Consider the following 15799-nt stretch of genomic DNA (forward strand, 5'->3'; position numbering starts at 1 on the left):
AGGAAGAACGAATATGAGAGCAGCTCTTATCGTGGAACACGGAAGCCGGGACAACGTGGTGGTGGGGGAATATCCGAAGCCGGAAGCCGGCGCGGGCGAGGTACTGGTGCGGGTCAAAGCCGTATCGCTCAACCATCTGGATATCTTCGTCAGACGAGGCATCCCGGGACGCACGCTGGAACTTCCGCATATCTCGGGCGGCGACGTATCCGGCGTGGTCGCGGAGATCGGGGAAGGCGTAACGAATGTACAGCCGGGCGACCGGGTGCTGATCGATCCGCATATTTCCAATAAAGGCGCGCTGGGCGAAGATACGACGGGCGGCCTGGCCGAATACGTGGCGGTGCCCGCTTCGAATCTGATTCCGCTGCCGGACGAGATCTCGTTCGAAGACGCGGCGGCGCTGCCGATCGCTTACGGAACGGCCTGGCGGATGCTGATTACGCGGGGCAAGCTCCAGGCGAACGAAACGATTCTGATCCTGGGCGCAAGCGGCGGAGTCGGCAACGCGGCGGTGCTGATCGCCAAGCTGGCCGGCGCCAAAGTGATCGCCGCCGCCGGCTCGGACGATAAAGCGCAGCGGCTGAAAGAACTGGGCGCGGACTACGTCATCAACTACAACACCTCGGACTTTTCAAAAGAAGTATGGACGATTACCGGCAAAAAAGGCGCGGACGTGGTGGTGGATTATACGGGGAAAGCGACTTGGCCGAAAAGTATCAAAGCGACGCGGTTCGGCGGCCGAATCCTGACCTGCGGCGCGACGACCGGTTTCGAAGCGACGACCGATCTGCGCTACGTCTGGGTGCGGGAGATCTCGATCATCGGCTCCAACGGCTGGGCGCCGGAAGATCTGCACACGCTGCTCGACCTGGTGCAAAGCGGCAAGATCAAGCCGGTCATCGACCGCGTCCTGCCGCTCGAAGAGATTCGCGAAGCGCATCGGCTGATCGAAGAACGCGAGTTTTTCGGCAAAATCCTGATTACGCCTTAATGATTTGCTTCAATGCTTTCTCGCGGCAGTTTGCTGATAAATCAAACAGATCCCAAGTAGTACAAGGAGGAATCACCATGACGGTACCTTTGAAATTCGATCATGCGGTGCACCGCGTGGACAAGCCCGAACAGATCCCGGCGGAGCTTGCGGCCTGGGGCCTTCACGCGGTCAACGGCGGCAAACACGAACATCTCGGCACCTATAACGCGCTGACTTACTTCGGCTTGAATTATATCGAGTGGTTCGGCATTTCGGATTTCGACCGGCTGCCGCCGAACCGCGCCACGGAACCGTACGGACTGGTGTCGACGCTGGCGGAGGACGATTACGCCTACGGGCTCAGCCGGATCGCCGCAAGCACGGACCGGATCGACGAACTGGCGCAGCAGCTTGCCGCAAGCGGGCTCGAAGTAACGGGGCCGAACGATTATTCGCGCAGACGTCCCGACGGACGCCTGGTCGAATGGAAGCTGCTGTTCGCGGGAAAGCCCGGCGGCGGTCTTCCGCTTCCGTTCTTTATCCAGTGGAACGACGCCGACGACGCAAGACGCGCGGAGCTGACGGCAAACGGTACGATCGGCGCCCATCCGGCCGGCGACGTGCGGTTGGAATACGTCGCGTTCGCCGTGCGCGATCTGGAGCAGTCGGCGGGCAATTGGACGGACTGGCTGGGGCTGGAAGCCGGCGAACCGGTTTATAACGAGCGGTGGCGCGGCCAAAGCCGGACGCTGCGGCTGGGGGACGTCTCGCTCGTTTTCGTCCAGCCGGACGAGGAAGGGCCGGCGCGCGAATTTCTGGACCGGCGCGGCGAACGCCCTTTCGCGATCGGCCTCGACGGCGCGGCCGGCCTCGGCGGCGAGCGCTTTGAAGAATTTCAAGGCGCCCGGTATCAGCTGAAATGAACAAGGCCGCCGAACGGCATGCCGGAGCGGGCGAATACACGAAAGGAGGCCGGGCCGTGGCCAAGCGCATCAAGAACACCGGAAGAAGAAAACGCAAGAATCCGCCGTGGATTACGGCCGTACAGATTGCGTTCGTCGCGCTGCTGCTGCTCTGGATGCAGTTTGCCGTGCAGAACGAATGGATCAGCCGCGTTTTCGTCGCTTCTCCTTCCCAGATCGTGGAGGAACTTCTCTATATGCTGAACGAGAACAGCCTGTGGCCGCATTTGAACGTTTCGCTGCGGGAAGTCGCGCTGGGCTATGCGATTTCGGCTGTGGGCGGCATCGGTCTGGGCGTCGTATTCGTCGCGTTTCCGCTGACGGAGAAGCTGCTCGATCCGCTGATGGCGGCGGTTATGGCAGTTCCCAAAACGGCGATCATGCCGCTGCTTATCGTCTGGTTCGGCGTCGGCTTCAAAAGCAAAGTCGTGCTGGTCGTGCTGTTTTGTTTCTTCAACGTGCTGTACAACACGGTAACCGGCGCCAAGCAGACGCGGACCGAACATTTGAAGCTGGCGCGGGTATTCGAAGCGAGCCGGACGCAGACCGTATTCAAAGTTCTGCTGCCGTCCGCGCTTCCTTCGATCTTCAACGGACTGCGGGTGACGGCGGCAACCGCGATTACCGGCGTCGTGTTCGCCGAAATGGCGGCGGCGCGCAACGGTCTGGGCTACCTGCTCAACGAATCGCAGGCCGTGCTCAATACGCCGCGATTGTATCTGGTCATTATTCTGGTAACCATTTTGTCGGTACTGTTCGTCGGACTGGTCAATCTGGCCGAGCGGATCATATGCCGCCGCTGGAAGCCGGACGCGGCGGTTTGAGCGGAAAGATTTCCGCTTCCGAATCGTCGTCGGACTTTTTTGCTTCATTTTATAAAAAAATAACGGGTGCCCGACCAACAAGGCCGCCCCATAACGATCCCGCATGCCGGGGCAGGGAGTGTGAGCAAGGATGAATGCACGTCGAATTCTGATTATTGCAATGGGTCTGGTATTGGTTATGGCGCTTGCGGCCTGCGGGAAGTCTGCGGACAACGGCGGTTCCGCCGCCGAAGGAGCGGCGGTGCAGGCGGACGCGGAGAAAAGCGCGGATGCGTCCGGCGCGCAAAGCGGCAGCGAAGAAGCCGGAGCGGACGATACGACCGGCGGCGAGGAGGCCGCGGCCGCGCAAACGTCCGATTCCAAAACAGATATCGCCGCGGGTATTCCGCCGTGGGAAGGACGCGACAACGAAGAAATCTCGCTGACCGCGGGCTTTGCCAAAGGCATGACGGGGATCGCCAACCAATTTGCGGTGTCCAAAGGCTGGTACGAAGACGCCGGCATCAAGCTCGATTTTGTGGATACGATCAATCCGGTCGCCGCGTTCGGCGCGGGCGAAGTCGATATCGCCGACGGCGACCCGGGCACGTATATCCCGGCGATCGTCAACGGCGTTAAGATCAAAGTCGTCAGCAATATGTGGAGAAGCCGCGGCGCCTACTGGATTATCGCCAAGCCGGAAATCAAATCGTTCGCCGATCTCAAAGGCAAATCGGTCGGTTCGGCCATGCCGGTCGGCGGCATGCCGCTGACTCTGATGAAGGTGCTGTCCGAGAACGGACTCGATCCGAAAAAAGACGTGACGCTGGTACCGAACGGCGTGTATCAGGCCGCTTACGCCACGCTGGAGTCCGGCGAAGTGGACGCGACCATTATTCACCAGCCGTTCGCCACGCTCGCGGAGAAAGAAGGCAAAGGCACGGTGCTCGCCAAAACGTGGGAATTCATGCCGGATTATCAAACGGGCGTGCTGGTCGCGAGCGAGAAGCTGATCGACGAGCAGCCGGAAGCCGTGCAGCGCGTGCTTGAAGTGTATTTCTACGCCAACGAATACGCCAAAACGCATATGGACGAGTTTATCCCGTGGGCCGCGGAGTATCTGGGGCTCGACGAAGCGACGGCGCGCGAAGCGATCGAATCGGAAATCGTGCTGTGGGAAAACGACCCGATCGTCGACCCGTCCCGCCTTCAGGTCACGGAGGATCTGCTGCACGAATACGGCATGCAGCGCGACGAGATTTCGGTCGACGGAACCGTGGATAACACCTTTGCCGAAGCGGTGGCGAAAGAACTCAAGCTGGGCAAGTACAAAGCGGAATAAGCGCGGCGAAGCGGCCGGAAAGCAACGGGAAACGGGAGAACGCAAAACTCGGGATAAGCAGGGAGGGGATCGGGCGTGCCGACGATCGAGATTCGAAATATTACCAAAGAATACGAAAGCGAAGGCGAAGAGCGGACCTACGCGCTTCAAGACATCAATCTGACCGTGCAGGACGGCGAATTTCTGTGCATCCTCGGACCGAGCGGCTGCGGCAAAAGCACGCTGCTGGAAATTACCGCCGGGCTGCTGCCCCAGACCGGCGGCGAGATTCTGCTGGACGACGCCCTGCAGTCGGGCACAAGCCGCGATATCGGCGTCGTATTTCAGGATTCGGCGCTGCTGCCCTGGCGCAGTATCCGCCGCAATATCGAATTCGGCATGGAGGTTGCGGGCGTCGGGCGCGAAGAACGCCGCGCCCGCGCGCGTGAAACGATCGAGTTTGTGGGCCTCAAAGGCTTCGAAGATAAATTTCCGCACCAGCTGTCGGGCGGGATGCGCCAGCGCGCCGGGCTGGCCCGGACGCTGGTCGCCAATCCTCGCGTAATCCTGATGGACGAACCGTTCAGCGCGGTCGATCATCTGACCCGGCTGACGCTTCAGGACGAGATCGTCCGCATCTGGCAGCGGGAGCGTAAAACGATCCTCTTTATTACGCACGATGTGGCCGAAGCCGTTTATCTCGCTTCGCGAATCGTGCTGCTGAGTCCGCGCCCGGGGAAAATCCGCAAGATCTTCGACGTGCCGTTCGAGCGTCCGCGCAGCCGAAGCGACGCGGAACTGCTGAGCATCGTCGAGCGGATCTATGTGGAGATCAACAAGCCGGCTTCGGACGAAGAAACGGAATATTCGATTTGACCCGCTGCAATAAATAGAAGTGCAATCAAGCGCGCAGAGCGCAAAGGAGGCGGAAACGATGAATATCCTGATCACAGGCGGGAGCCGGGGCATCGGGCTGGCGATCGCCCGCGAGCTGGCTGCGGCCGGGCACCGGCTGCTGCTGACGGGACGCAGCGAGCAGTCGCTGGCCGAAGCGCGTTCGGCGCTCGGCGAAGAAACGCTGGTTTACGCGCACGACCGGACCCTGGGCGGGGCGGCGGAGAAGACCGCCGCTTTCGCGCGGGAACGGGGCTTCGAGCCGGATGTGCTGATTCTGAACGCGGCGTCGTTCTACGATGCCACCCGCTCGGTGGTGGAGCCGGGCGCGGAAGAGCTGGAACGCATCCTGCGGGCGAATGTGATTGCGAATTACGAATGGACGCGAACGTTCGCGCCGCTGCTTGAAGGCGGCCGTTATCCGCGCATTATCCTGATCGGCTCGACCGCTTCGCTGCGCGCCGATACCTCGCTGTACGGCATTTCCAAAGCGGCGCTGCGCAATTACGCGCTCGGCCTGCGGGAAGAACTGAAGACGTCGGGCATCGGCGTGACGCTGATCAATCCGGGCGGGACGTTTACGGAGCGGCGGGTGCCCGGCGGAGAGATCGGGCCGGACCGTTTGCTGGAAAGCCGCGATATCGCGCTGCTGACCGCCGCCCTGCTGACGCTCAGCCCGCAGGCCGTGGTGGAAGAATTGACGGTCCGGCCGATGCTCGGCGACACTTTCTAAAAAAATCCAATTGAACATTGACTCGGGGCGAAAGGAGCGGATAAGATGAAAAGGAATGTTTCGTAAGAAAACAAAATGTAAAAGGAGCGTTGTCGTTGGGGCAGTTTCACGTTCAGCTCGATTTGGCTCTGGGAAGAATGTTCGAAGTGTATAATGCGTTGAACAAAAAGCCGAAAGAATATGCGCCCGGCATGCCGCTGTATCTGGCGGAAATCCATATGATCGAAGCGATCGGCCGGTATCCGGACTCGAAGCTTACGGACATTTCGCATATCCTCAACGTTACCAAAGGCACGGCTTCCAAGATGATCGCCAAATTGACGCAGAAGAATCTGGTGTCCAGGTACCAGCTGGAGGACAACAAGAAGGAAGTGTATGTTCGGCTCACCGAATCGGGACGCCGCGCTTTCGAAGGGCACGATAAACATCATGAATCCCGAAGCGCCGATATCGACCGCGAGTTCGACAGCTACTCCGCCGAGGAGCAGGCGCTGATTCTGCATTTCGTGCAGAAATATACCGAAGAAATGAGCCGTTACCTGGAATAGTTGAGTATGGCGCTTGTCGCGTAAAAATCCACTTTATGCTCGATTCGAAGGCCGAAACAGCGCCGGAAACGGGAATAGAGTGGATTTTTGCATCCGATCGCCGTTTTAGGGGACCGGGGACGAGAATAAAGCGGGGTTGTGCGGTTTATTCGATTTGGAGACCCGCCTCGGCCGGCGGTCGGTGCTACGCGCGAGCTTGTCCGCGCTGCAAATCCCTCAGCTCCCGCCAGCCGGTGAGCACGATGCTTTCTTCTTGGATAACGCTTTGCACCAGCGGGTCCAGGAACAGCTCGTAATCGAAGCGGCGGAATCTCCACGTATCCGTGATTCCTTTCAGTTCGTCCGTATCCAGCGAAGGATGGAACAGCATTTCGGTCAGGCCCGGCTCAAGGCCGCGCAGCAGCGTCAGCACGTTCTCGCGGACGGATTCGTAATCTTCGTCCGCGCCGTAGGAAAACGGCAGCCCAATTACATAGTCCGGGTGCAGCACGCCTTTCTCGCGGGCGAGCGCGGCGATCTCCGCTTCGCGTCCCGACGGATAAGCCGGACGCGCGGTGAAGCGGATCGGCAGTCCGAACTCCGCGGCCAGCTCGACCAGCAGCTCGTCGCGGCCGCCGCGCAGGCTGCCCATGTGGTTGTCGAGATGCGTCGGATCGACGCCCATCCGCCGGGCCAGTTCGATCTGCGCGATCAGCTCGGCGCGCAGCTGGCCGCGGTCGACACCCGGCATATGGCCGGTATCCGGCGGGAAATAGCCGAATGCGTCGACCAGCGTATTTACCGGCTGTCCCTGCAGCACCGGTCTCCACTTGTACGCGTCCCATTCGCTGGTCGAAGTCAGATGGACCCCCACATCCAGCGAAGGATCGAGCACGGCGGCTTTCGCCGCTTGCAGCGACCAGGGGCAGTTGACCATCAGCGTGGTGGACGTGATCGCGCCCCGCCGCCACAGGTCGAGTATCGCTTCGTTGGTCGAACGGCACATGCCGAAATCGTCGGCGTGCAGGATCAGGCGGCGCCGCGCAGAAGAACGGTCGAAAATATTCATGGTTATTTTTCCTCCGGTAAGTGTTTATGGTGCAGTTCTTGCAGGGCGCGATTGAAGATGCGGCTGGTTCGTTTATCGTTTATCCACAAGATCAGCATGACGGCGAAATACACGGCCGCGATGGACAGCGCGAGCGCCAGAGCGACGCCGACGCCGGTGAGTTCGCCGCCTGCGTAAACAAGCGAGACGATTCCGATTTCGAGCAGCAGCAGGTGAACGAGCTGACGCAGTATAGTCTGGCGCGGAGACAGTTCTTTGCTTGAGTAGTGGACCGTCTGCAGCAGCGCACCCAGCAGCCCGTAGATCAAAGGCGAGAAAAGAATCCCGTAGCCCAGCGATGCGTCGGGTTGGGCATACACGCCGACGATGCCCATCACGCCTGCGATGCACGCAACGGCGACAAAAAAGCTGGGGATGATCTGGGTCGTGAAAAAAGTTTTGAATTCCATGCTATTTCCCTCCCAATACCGCTTTTTTTAGCGTGCCGGCATACTGACGAGAGATCATGATTTTTTCGCCGTTTTTCATGTGTGCGGTAAAGCGGCCGTTCAGGGCGGGGCTTATGCTGTCCAGCAGCATCAGGTTGAGCAAAGTCGATTTGGAGCCTCGCACGAAGAACTTGTCGCGATAGGCGTCTTCCAGAACGTATAAACGCGCTTTCACTTCAAAGATCCGCTGTTTCGTATAGGCAAAGACCCGTTCGCCAACCGCCTCGAAGTAGAAGACTTCGGACAAACGGAACGAATAGAACCGCTCGTCTTCCATCCCCGACAGCAGCGTGCCTTTACTGAGTACATAAGCTTCGATGTCTTTGATGTCAGGATTTTCTTTTACGCATTCGATAATCACCTGCTCGGCTTGTGGATCGGCAATGCGTTTGATCGTAACTTTCATCTCAATAGGTCCTTTCGGAAGGCGGAGCCGGACCGTCTTTTAGCGTGTAATTGAAAAATTCCAGCACCAGCGCGTTCGTTGTTTCGATCCCGTAATAAGTATCGACCGTGCCCGAATCCAACAGCCTGCCGAGCACGGGAGAAGCAAGCGGCAGATCGGTAAAGCTCATATGGCCCGCTTTCCGCACGACCGCCCGATAGGAAGAAAGGGCATGTTTCGAAGCATGGGTATTCTCGTATTTTTCGCCGTAAAGCCGAGTTTCTTCATAATGGTCCTGCCGGTATAGATTGAACAGCGGCACGGGGTAAGGCGACTCGTTCAAAATGAAGTTTTCCCCGTCGAAGCCGACTCTTTCGCCCAGCATCGTTGCGTCCAGCACCGCGACGGCATCGATATCCGGCCGCTGCCTGCCGATCTCGGCGGAAGCCGCGCCTCCCAACGAATGTCCGAACAACCCGATCTTTTCCGGATCGATCCGCCGGAACACCGGATCTTCCGAAGCGATGCGAGCCCGACGGGAAAGGGTATCCATTACATAATGGATGTCCGCCAGCCGTACGTCCAGCCATTGATCGACAAGCGCCTGCTGCTCGGGCCCGTCTTCCATCTCATTGGCCGCGTAGACGCTCCGGATAAAATCGGTATCCGCCATAACGGGTCTTCCGTCCGGGCCGGGCACATAGAAAGAATGATACGGATGACCGATGCTGACCACCACATAGCCGTTGGAAGCCAGCTCTGTGAACGTGGACAGATTGCTGATCGGAACGCCAAATGCGCCGTGCGAAAAAACGACCAGCGGATAAGTTCCTTCGTCTTCGGGATACCAGAAAGACGCCGTCACGAATCGGTTTGTCCCGTCTTCGGAAAAGGTCTCGATTCGATCGGGATCCGTCCAGACGTATTCGGCCGCAGCGACGGCATGGCTGCCGGTCACGACGGGCGGCGTATACGGCGGAAAAATCAGGACGGGAAGCAGCGCAAACAAATGCAGGATCACACTGCCCAGGAACGATCCGACCGCTTTTTTGGATGTTCGGGATATCCGGGCGCTGCGGCGAGCCATCGTCAGGCCGAGGATCGTCTGCAGCAGCAGAAGGGCGAAAATCCCGTAATAAAGAAAGCTCCACTCGAGAACGCCGAAGACGACGAGCAGGATCAGCAGCAGAATCTCCGCGGCGCGAACCCGACTTTTGACAAGCCGATGCCCAACTTGCGTTCGGATCGTTCGGATAAGAAAAACAAGATCCACCCCGACCAACAACGCCAGAATCGTCATGCCCATTCTCTCACCTCCATGTGTGTTCCAACCGCTCCCCAGTATAGGGAGCATGCGGAAACTCCGCAACGAATCGGAGGCAAGCTGCATTCTGACGGGACAAGATGCAAAGCGCGGCCGGAATCGGACCGAAAAAAGAACCGCATGCCGCCGCACCCCTGCCCCGGGATCGGGCCTTTGCTATTGAAGCAAACAAGTGAAGCGAAACGAGCCGCTAAGCCGGCGTCTTCGCCGCAAACTGCTTGTCGTGCAGTTCTTTGTACAGTCCGCCGAGCGCCAGCAGCTCGTCGTGCCGGCCACGTTCGGCGATGCGGCCGCCGTCGACCACGAGAATCTGGTCGGCGCTGCGCACCGTGGAGAGGCGATGGGCAATCACGATGCCCGTCTTGCCGCGCAGCAGGGCGTTCATCGCCTGCTGGACGTGGTATTCCGAGCGCGTATCGAGCGCGGAAGTCGCTTCGTCGAGAATCACGACCGGCGGATTCTTGAGCAGGACCCGCGCGATGGCGATGCGCTGCTTCTCGCCGCCCGACAGTTTGATGCCGCGGTTGCCGACAACGGTGTCGTAGCCGTCCGGCAGTCCGGCGATAAAGTCGTGGATATAAGCCGCGCGGCAGGCGGCGATCATCTTGTCTTCGTCCGCATTTTCGTCGGCGTACAGCAGATTCTCGCGAATCGTGCCGTTGAACAGATACGTATCCTGCGTAACAAGCCCGATCCGCGATCTCAGCGCTTCAAGCGTTACGCTTCGCACATCGGCCCCGCCGACCGAGACGCTGCCCGAATCGACTTCGTACAGCCGAGGAATAAGCTGTGTGATCGTGGTCTTGCCCGCGCCGCTCGGCCCGACCAGCGCCGTTACGGTACCGGGCTTGGCATCGAAAGAAATGCCGCGCAGCGCCGGCTTGTCCGCTTGATAAGCGAAGCTCACATCGCGGAACCCGATGCCGCCGTCCGGCACCGCCGCGGCGGCGTCTGGTATATCCTTGATCTCCGAATCGAGATCGAAGTATTCGAAGATGCGCTGGAACAGCGCGACGGAACGCTTGATATCGACATATAAATTCGTCAGCGAACCGACCGGGCCGTACAGGCGGCCGAGCAGCGCCACGAACGCGATAATCGCGCCGATGGAGATCTCGCCCTGGATAAACAGGTAGCCCCCGTAGAGGTAGATCAGCATCGGTCCGATCGAACCGAAGGTGCCGACCATCATCATAAACCAGCGTCCCGCCGTCGATTCGCGGATTTGCAGCCGCGTCGTGTCGGCGTTTGCCGTCCGGAATCCTTCGTATTCTTTGCCGTCCCGCGCAAACAGCTTCATCAGCAGATAGCCGCTCAAGCCCAGCGTTTCTTCCACGATCCGGTTTTGCTCGGAAATTTTCTCCTGCGTTTGCTTCGCCAGCTTCCAGCGCACCCGGCCCATCCGCCGGGTCGGCGCGGCGAACAGCGGCAGAACGCACAGGCTGAGCAGAGCCAGCTTGCCGTTCATCAGGAACAGCGTAACCGCGGTCGAGACCAGAACCAGCACATTGCTGGCGAAGCTGACAAGCGTTCCGCTGAAGATGCCCTGGATGCCGGCGATATCGCTCGTCATCCGCGTAATGACTTCGCCCTGTTTCACGTTCGAGAAGAACGACAGGGGAAGGCTCTGCAGATGCCGGTACATCCGGTTCTTCATATCGTATACGATATGCTGGGAAATATACGTGTTGAGATAGCTTTGCAGCACGCCCAGCACGCCCGACAGCACGGTCGTCGCCAGCGACGCGCTCACCAGAAACGCCAGCAGGCGCAGGTCTTTGCCGGGCAGCGCTTTGTCGACGATCTGCTGAATCAGCAGCGGAGGCAGCAGGCCGAGCAGCGAAGTAACGACCAGCACGGCCAGCACCGCCAGCGTACGCCGCCGGTACGGCGCGAAATAGCCGGCGATTCGCCGCAGCATGGCCGGCGAAAGATCCGGCTTGTCCGACGTTTCGTTGAATTTCATTCGTCCCATCGAGGGACTGCCTGTTTTGGTCATGTTCATGCACCAGCTCCTTGTATGATTGGATTGAAGACTCGCTTTTCGCGACAGGGGCTCGGACGTTTAAACAGTTACAAACGCTCCAGCAATCTGCGGTGCGTCTCCAGCAGCAGCTCGATCTCCTCCTGCCGGAAATCTCGCAGCGCTTCGCTTAACCGCAGCCGGGACAGATCTTCGCGGGCGTAGCGCTCGCACAATTCTTCGCCGGCCGCAGTCGGATACAGCCGGGTTTCCCGGCGGTCCCGCGGCGAGACGCGGCGCTCGGCCAGCTCCTGCTCGACGAGGGTATCGATATGCAGGCTGACCCGGCTTTTGGGCACGCGCAGCCGCTCGGTCACTTCTTTCTGCGGCAGGCCCGGCAGTTCGCGGATCAGGCGGAGAATATCCAGCTGATGCACGGTCAGGCCGGCTTCGGCTGCGCTTTGATGCGCGAGCTTTTTCAAATGCCGGGCGACGGCGAAGAACGAGGCGTATACCCGGTCGGTTTGTTCGCACGCTTGGGATTCCCGCGACGAATCGGGATGGATATCGGACATGGTCTAAACTCCTCGGTCTGCATATATTGTTTACTACATAAACAGTTTACATCATAAACTATATTTTTGCAAGACTGTGCAATTTTGCGACATTCGGTCTCTGCAAGCAGCGTACGGTATTCGCGCGCTGGATCGCAAAACGGCTCTGGCGCTTTTGCGGCCCTCCGGGTATGATGGGAAAGAATCGACGGATCGACCCACCTCTGGATAATAGGAGATGTCAGCGATATGGTTTACTCCGCACGACGTTCCGCGCGGCGCTATATGCCTTTTACATACAAGACGATGATTCCGTATCTGCTGCTGGTACTGCTGACCGACGCGGTGATCGGCTCCATCTCGTATTCTATGCTGACCGACTCCCGGACCGAAATGGCCGAGACCAGCATCCGCACCAGCATGAAGCAGGCCAGCGCCAATATCCGGTACAAAATGGACGAGATCCAGCGCATGTCCGATACCCTTTTCGGCAGTGTGCCGTTTCAGCGGGCGCTTCAGGAGGACGGCGATCCGCTCGACGTTTACCTGACGATGACCGACGAGATCATCCCCGCGCTCAAAGCGCCGCTCCAGCTGTTCGGCAACGATATCCGGCTGATGCTGTATACGCCCAACCCCGATCTGAACGCCGTGTCCGGCGACAATCTGGAGCTGCCGATCAAGAACAGCGATTATTACATCCTGCCGCTTGCGGGTATCGAAGACGCGGACTGGTTTGACGAATTGGAGAACGAAGATCGCGACAACGGTTGGCTCCAGATCGATACCGACCGGAAGCTGGGCAATATTTCGCATTTCCGCCGCCTGGTTTCGTACAGCGATTACAAGACGGGGATCGGCTATATCCGCATCACCGCGTCGCTCGAAGATTTGTTCGGCGGATTGGAAGCGTTTCCGATCGCGGAAGGCTTTACGGTGAGTATGCTGGATTCGTCCGCTGGGCAAACGCTGTTTCGCAAAGGACCGCAGCAGGAGCCGGAGGAAGGAAGCGGTTCGGTCTCGTACCTGACGCTGAGCGAACGGATTCCCGGCACGGACCTGCTGATCGAAACGAAAGTGCCGCGCCGGTACCTGACCCGCGACGCGGGCAGGCTCCAGCAGGCGATCGTGCTGGTCTGCGCGCTCAGCTTCGCGGTGATGGCGTGCATCGGCTTTCTGGTCGCGCGGCTGTCCGGCCGCAAAATCTCGCGCATTTTGTCTACGGTGCGGTCTTTTCAAAAAGGACGCCTGGAAAAACGCCTGCATTTCTCCGGCAGCGACGAGTTCGTGCAGATCGCCGACGCGTTCAACGCCATGGCCGCCAGCATCGACGAACTGCTGCGCAGCGTGTACCGCCAGGGCGTGCAGACCAAGCAGGCGGAGCTCGAAGCGCTTCAAGCGCAGATCAATCCGCATTTTCTGTACAATACGCTGTCGACGATCAGCAGTCTGGCGAATCTGGGCGAGATCGGCAAAGTGACGGAAATGGTGCACGGTCTGTCGCGCTTCTACCGGCTGACGCTCAATCGGGGCAGTGTGCAGATTACGGTGGAGCGCGAGCTGGAGCAGATCGAAGCCTATCTCGATATCCAGCGGGTGAAGTACGCCGAAGCGTTCCGGGTGCATTTCGATATCGAGCCGGGCATTGAACAAGCGACGATTATCAAGCTGGTGCTCCAGCCTTTTGTCGAAAATATTTTCAAACATGCCTGGTTCGGCGAAAGGATCTCGATCCTGATTACCGGCCGCCGCGAAGACGATCTTATCGTGCTCCAGGTGATCGACGACGGAATCGGGATGAAGCCGGGTACGCTGCGGGAGCTGACGGAACCGCGGGAAGCGTCGGGGGATGAAGACGGACACGGTTCTTCCGGGGGCTACGGGGTCAAGAACGTGGACGAGCGCATCAAGCTGAAATACGGACAGCCTTACGGCGTTGTGATCGGCAGCGTGTACGGAGGAGGCACGACGGTCCGGCTGACGTTCCCGGCGGATCTGCCGGAGCCGGGCGCGGCGGAGAAAGACCCGCGCGGGGAAAATGAAAGGGGGAGCTCGTAATGGCGGTACGGGTGCTGCTGGTCGACGACGAAACGATCGACCTGGAATGGATGCGCCGGCGGGTGCTGTCGGGCGGGCTCGATATCGAGCTGGCCGGAGCGGTGACCAGCGGGTTCGCCGCGCTGGAGCGGCTCAAAGAGCAGCCGGTCGATCTGATCCTGTCGGATATCCGCATGCCGATCATGACGGGAACCGAATTTGCGCGCCGGGCGAAAGTCATCAATCCCAAGCTGAAGATCGTGTTTATCAGCGGGCACGAAGAATTCGATTACGCCCGCGAAGCGATCGAGATCAGCGCGTCGGCGTATCTGCTCAAGCCGGTGAAGGACGAAGATTTGTACGCTACGCTGAATAGGCTGTGCGAACAGCTGCGCCAGGAAGGGGAGCGCGACCGCTCGATGCTCGAAGCGCTTTCGCTCGTGCAGGAAGAACTGCTGCTGCGCTGGTTCGAAGACGACGAGTACGCGGCCCCTGCGCCTCATCTTCGCGCTGTGGTCGAACCGCTGCTGGCCGAAGGCTCCGCCGCGGCCGTCATCGAGATCGACGATGCGGAGTGGAAGCTCGGGGAAGACGGAGAAGACGGGCGCCGCCGCTGGACGCGGCGAATCGCCGCGCTGATCCGCTCATGCGCCGCGGAGGAGCAGCTGGGCACGCTGATTCCGCACGGTCCCGCCCGCTTCGTGCTGCTGGCGGCGCGGCCTGCGGCCGCTTTCTCGGCCGGACTTCAGGGGCTGATCCGCGAAGTGGAGCAGAGCTGCGGCCATACGATCACGATCGGCCTCGGTCCGCATGCGGACGACGAAGCCGGCCTGTACCGGTCGTACCGCCGGGCCGCGGAAGCGCTGAGTACCAAATGGCTGCTCGGCAAGAACCGGCTGATCGCGAACGAAGCAAGCTTTGCCGCGAACGATCGGCCGGACGGGCGGAAGCCGGCGGAAGCGCCGGAGAACGAAACCGGAGAGCCGGCTGTTCCCGCCGCGGCCGGAGCCGGAATCGAAGCCTCGGCGCAGCGGCTGATCGACGCCATCCTGGGCTACGATCTGGTGGCGATCGACGACGGGCTGCTGGAGCTGTTCCGCAGCGACGCCGCATCGGCCGGGGCCGGGAAAAGGCGCGTCTACGAGCTGATCGTGCGGCTGACTTCGATCCTGCACGCCGATCTCCAGCGGCGCAGCGAGAATCTGTACGAGCTGCTGGAATGGGACAGCCACAATCCCGAGCTGCTGTTCCGGTTCGAGACGGTGCACGATATCCGCTCCTGGCTCAGACGCCGCTTCTTCGAATTGTCGGAACTGCTGTACGTCAAAAGCCAGCGGCAGAAGCGCAAGCTGATCGACGAGATGATCCGCTACGCCGAAGCCCGGCCGGAACAAAAGATCACGCTCAAGGAAGCGGCCGCGCATTTCGACTTTACCCCCAATTACCTGGGTCATCTGTTCAAGGAAGAAACGGGCGTATCGTTCGGCGAGCACGTCAACGAGCTGCGCAATACCCGCGTGTGCGAGCTGCTGCGCGACCCCACGCTGCGCATCTACGAGATCGCCGAGCGGATGGGCTACAAGAACATGATTTATTTCAACCGGCAGTTCAAGCTGAATACCGGCATGACGCCGGGCGAATACCGCAAGAAAAACCGGATTTGACGTTTGGCTTCTTTCTTTTCCTCCGCATTGGCCCGCAGCCGCTACAAGGCTGCGGGCCGATTGTCGGAATGGGGACGCGAGAAACAAGGCATACGGAAA

Annotated in this window: 15 protein-coding genes; 9 read left to right on the forward strand and 6 right to left on the reverse strand. The window is 59.8% G+C overall.

The genetic code is table 11. The features are described from left to right. Positions 1-13: 13 nt before the first annotated feature. The 7 genes from QWJ34_RS05830 (at position 14) to QWJ34_RS05860 (ending at position 6237) form a co-directional block, all read left to right on the forward strand. Entirely contained in the window at positions 14-994 is a 981-nt protein-coding gene (locus QWJ34_RS05830; RefSeq protein ID WP_302726125.1) for a zinc-binding dehydrogenase, read from the forward strand. A gap of 77 nt (positions 995-1071) precedes the next feature. Continuing rightward, positions 1072-1899 (forward strand): VOC family protein, encoded by an 828-nt coding sequence (locus QWJ34_RS05835; RefSeq protein WP_302726126.1) that lies wholly within the window; start codon positions 1072-1074, stop codon positions 1897-1899. A 56-nt stretch (positions 1900-1955) separates the two neighbouring features. Beyond that, on the forward strand, positions 1956-2762 hold the full coding sequence (locus tag QWJ34_RS05840) for an ABC transporter permease (protein ID WP_302726127.1): 807 nt from the start codon (positions 1956-1958) through the stop codon (positions 2760-2762). 130 nt (positions 2763-2892) lie between these two features. Beyond that, complete coding sequence (locus QWJ34_RS05845) at positions 2893-4083, forward strand: ABC transporter substrate-binding protein (RefSeq protein WP_302726128.1); 1191 nt, start codon at positions 2893-2895, stop codon at positions 4081-4083. Positions 4084-4158: 75 nt separating this feature from the next. Then, positions 4159-4938 carry an ABC transporter ATP-binding protein gene (locus QWJ34_RS05850; protein WP_302726129.1) on the forward strand — a complete coding sequence of 260 codons (780 nt, stop codon included), beginning with the start codon at positions 4159-4161 and terminating at the stop codon, positions 4936-4938. Between the two features lie 58 nt (positions 4939-4996). Beyond that, entirely contained in the window at positions 4997-5689 is a 693-nt protein-coding gene (locus QWJ34_RS05855) for an SDR family NAD(P)-dependent oxidoreductase (protein ID WP_302726130.1), read from the forward strand. A 95-nt stretch (positions 5690-5784) separates the two neighbouring features. Next, positions 5785-6237, forward strand: coding sequence for a MarR family winged helix-turn-helix transcriptional regulator (locus tag QWJ34_RS05860; protein WP_302726131.1), 453 nt, complete (start codon positions 5785-5787; stop codon positions 6235-6237). A gap of 184 nt (positions 6238-6421) precedes the next feature. On the opposite strand, the gene QWJ34_RS05865 is transcribed toward QWJ34_RS05860, so the two are convergent. The 6 genes from QWJ34_RS05865 to QWJ34_RS05890 all read right to left on the reverse strand — a co-directional run bounded on the left by QWJ34_RS05865 (position 6422) and on the right by QWJ34_RS05890 (position 12020). Next, positions 6422-7285: a polysaccharide deacetylase family protein gene (locus QWJ34_RS05865; protein WP_302726132.1), complete on the reverse strand. Its 864-nt coding sequence runs from the start codon at positions 7283-7285 to the stop codon at positions 6422-6424. Between the two features lie 2 nt (positions 7286-7287). Then, positions 7288-7734, reverse strand: coding sequence for a DUF3021 family protein (locus QWJ34_RS05870; protein ID WP_302726133.1), 447 nt, complete (start codon positions 7732-7734; stop codon positions 7288-7290). Between the two features lies 1 nt (position 7735). Beyond that, complete coding sequence (locus tag QWJ34_RS05875) at positions 7736-8179, reverse strand: LytTR family DNA-binding domain-containing protein (RefSeq protein WP_302726134.1); 444 nt, start codon at positions 8177-8179, stop codon at positions 7736-7738. Position 8180: 1 nt separating this feature from the next. Further along, positions 8181-9464, reverse strand: coding sequence for an alpha/beta hydrolase family protein (locus tag QWJ34_RS05880; RefSeq protein ID WP_302726135.1), 1284 nt, complete (start codon positions 9462-9464; stop codon positions 8181-8183). Between the two features lie 208 nt (positions 9465-9672). Beyond that, entirely contained in the window at positions 9673-11487 is a 1815-nt protein-coding gene (locus tag QWJ34_RS05885) for an ABC transporter ATP-binding protein (protein WP_302726136.1), read from the reverse strand. A gap of 68 nt (positions 11488-11555) precedes the next feature. Further along, complete coding sequence (locus QWJ34_RS05890; RefSeq protein ID WP_302726137.1) at positions 11556-12020, reverse strand: MarR family winged helix-turn-helix transcriptional regulator; 465 nt, start codon at positions 12018-12020, stop codon at positions 11556-11558. A gap of 228 nt (positions 12021-12248) precedes the next feature. Between QWJ34_RS05890 and QWJ34_RS05895 the strand changes: the two genes are divergently transcribed. Beyond that, entirely contained in the window at positions 12249-14057 is a 1809-nt protein-coding gene (locus QWJ34_RS05895; RefSeq protein ID WP_302726138.1) for a sensor histidine kinase, read from the forward strand. Further along, a complete protein-coding gene (locus QWJ34_RS05900; RefSeq protein ID WP_302726139.1) occupies positions 14057-15700 on the forward strand; it encodes a response regulator in 1644 nt (547 codons plus the stop codon). The genes QWJ34_RS05895 and QWJ34_RS05900 overlap by 1 nt, the downstream gene beginning before the upstream one ends. Positions 15701-15799 lie beyond the last annotated feature (99 nt).

The organism is Saccharibacillus sp. CPCC 101409 (assembly GCF_030518235.1).
In the GTDB taxonomy this organism is placed as follows: Bacteria; Bacillota; Bacilli; order Paenibacillales; family Paenibacillaceae; genus Saccharibacillus.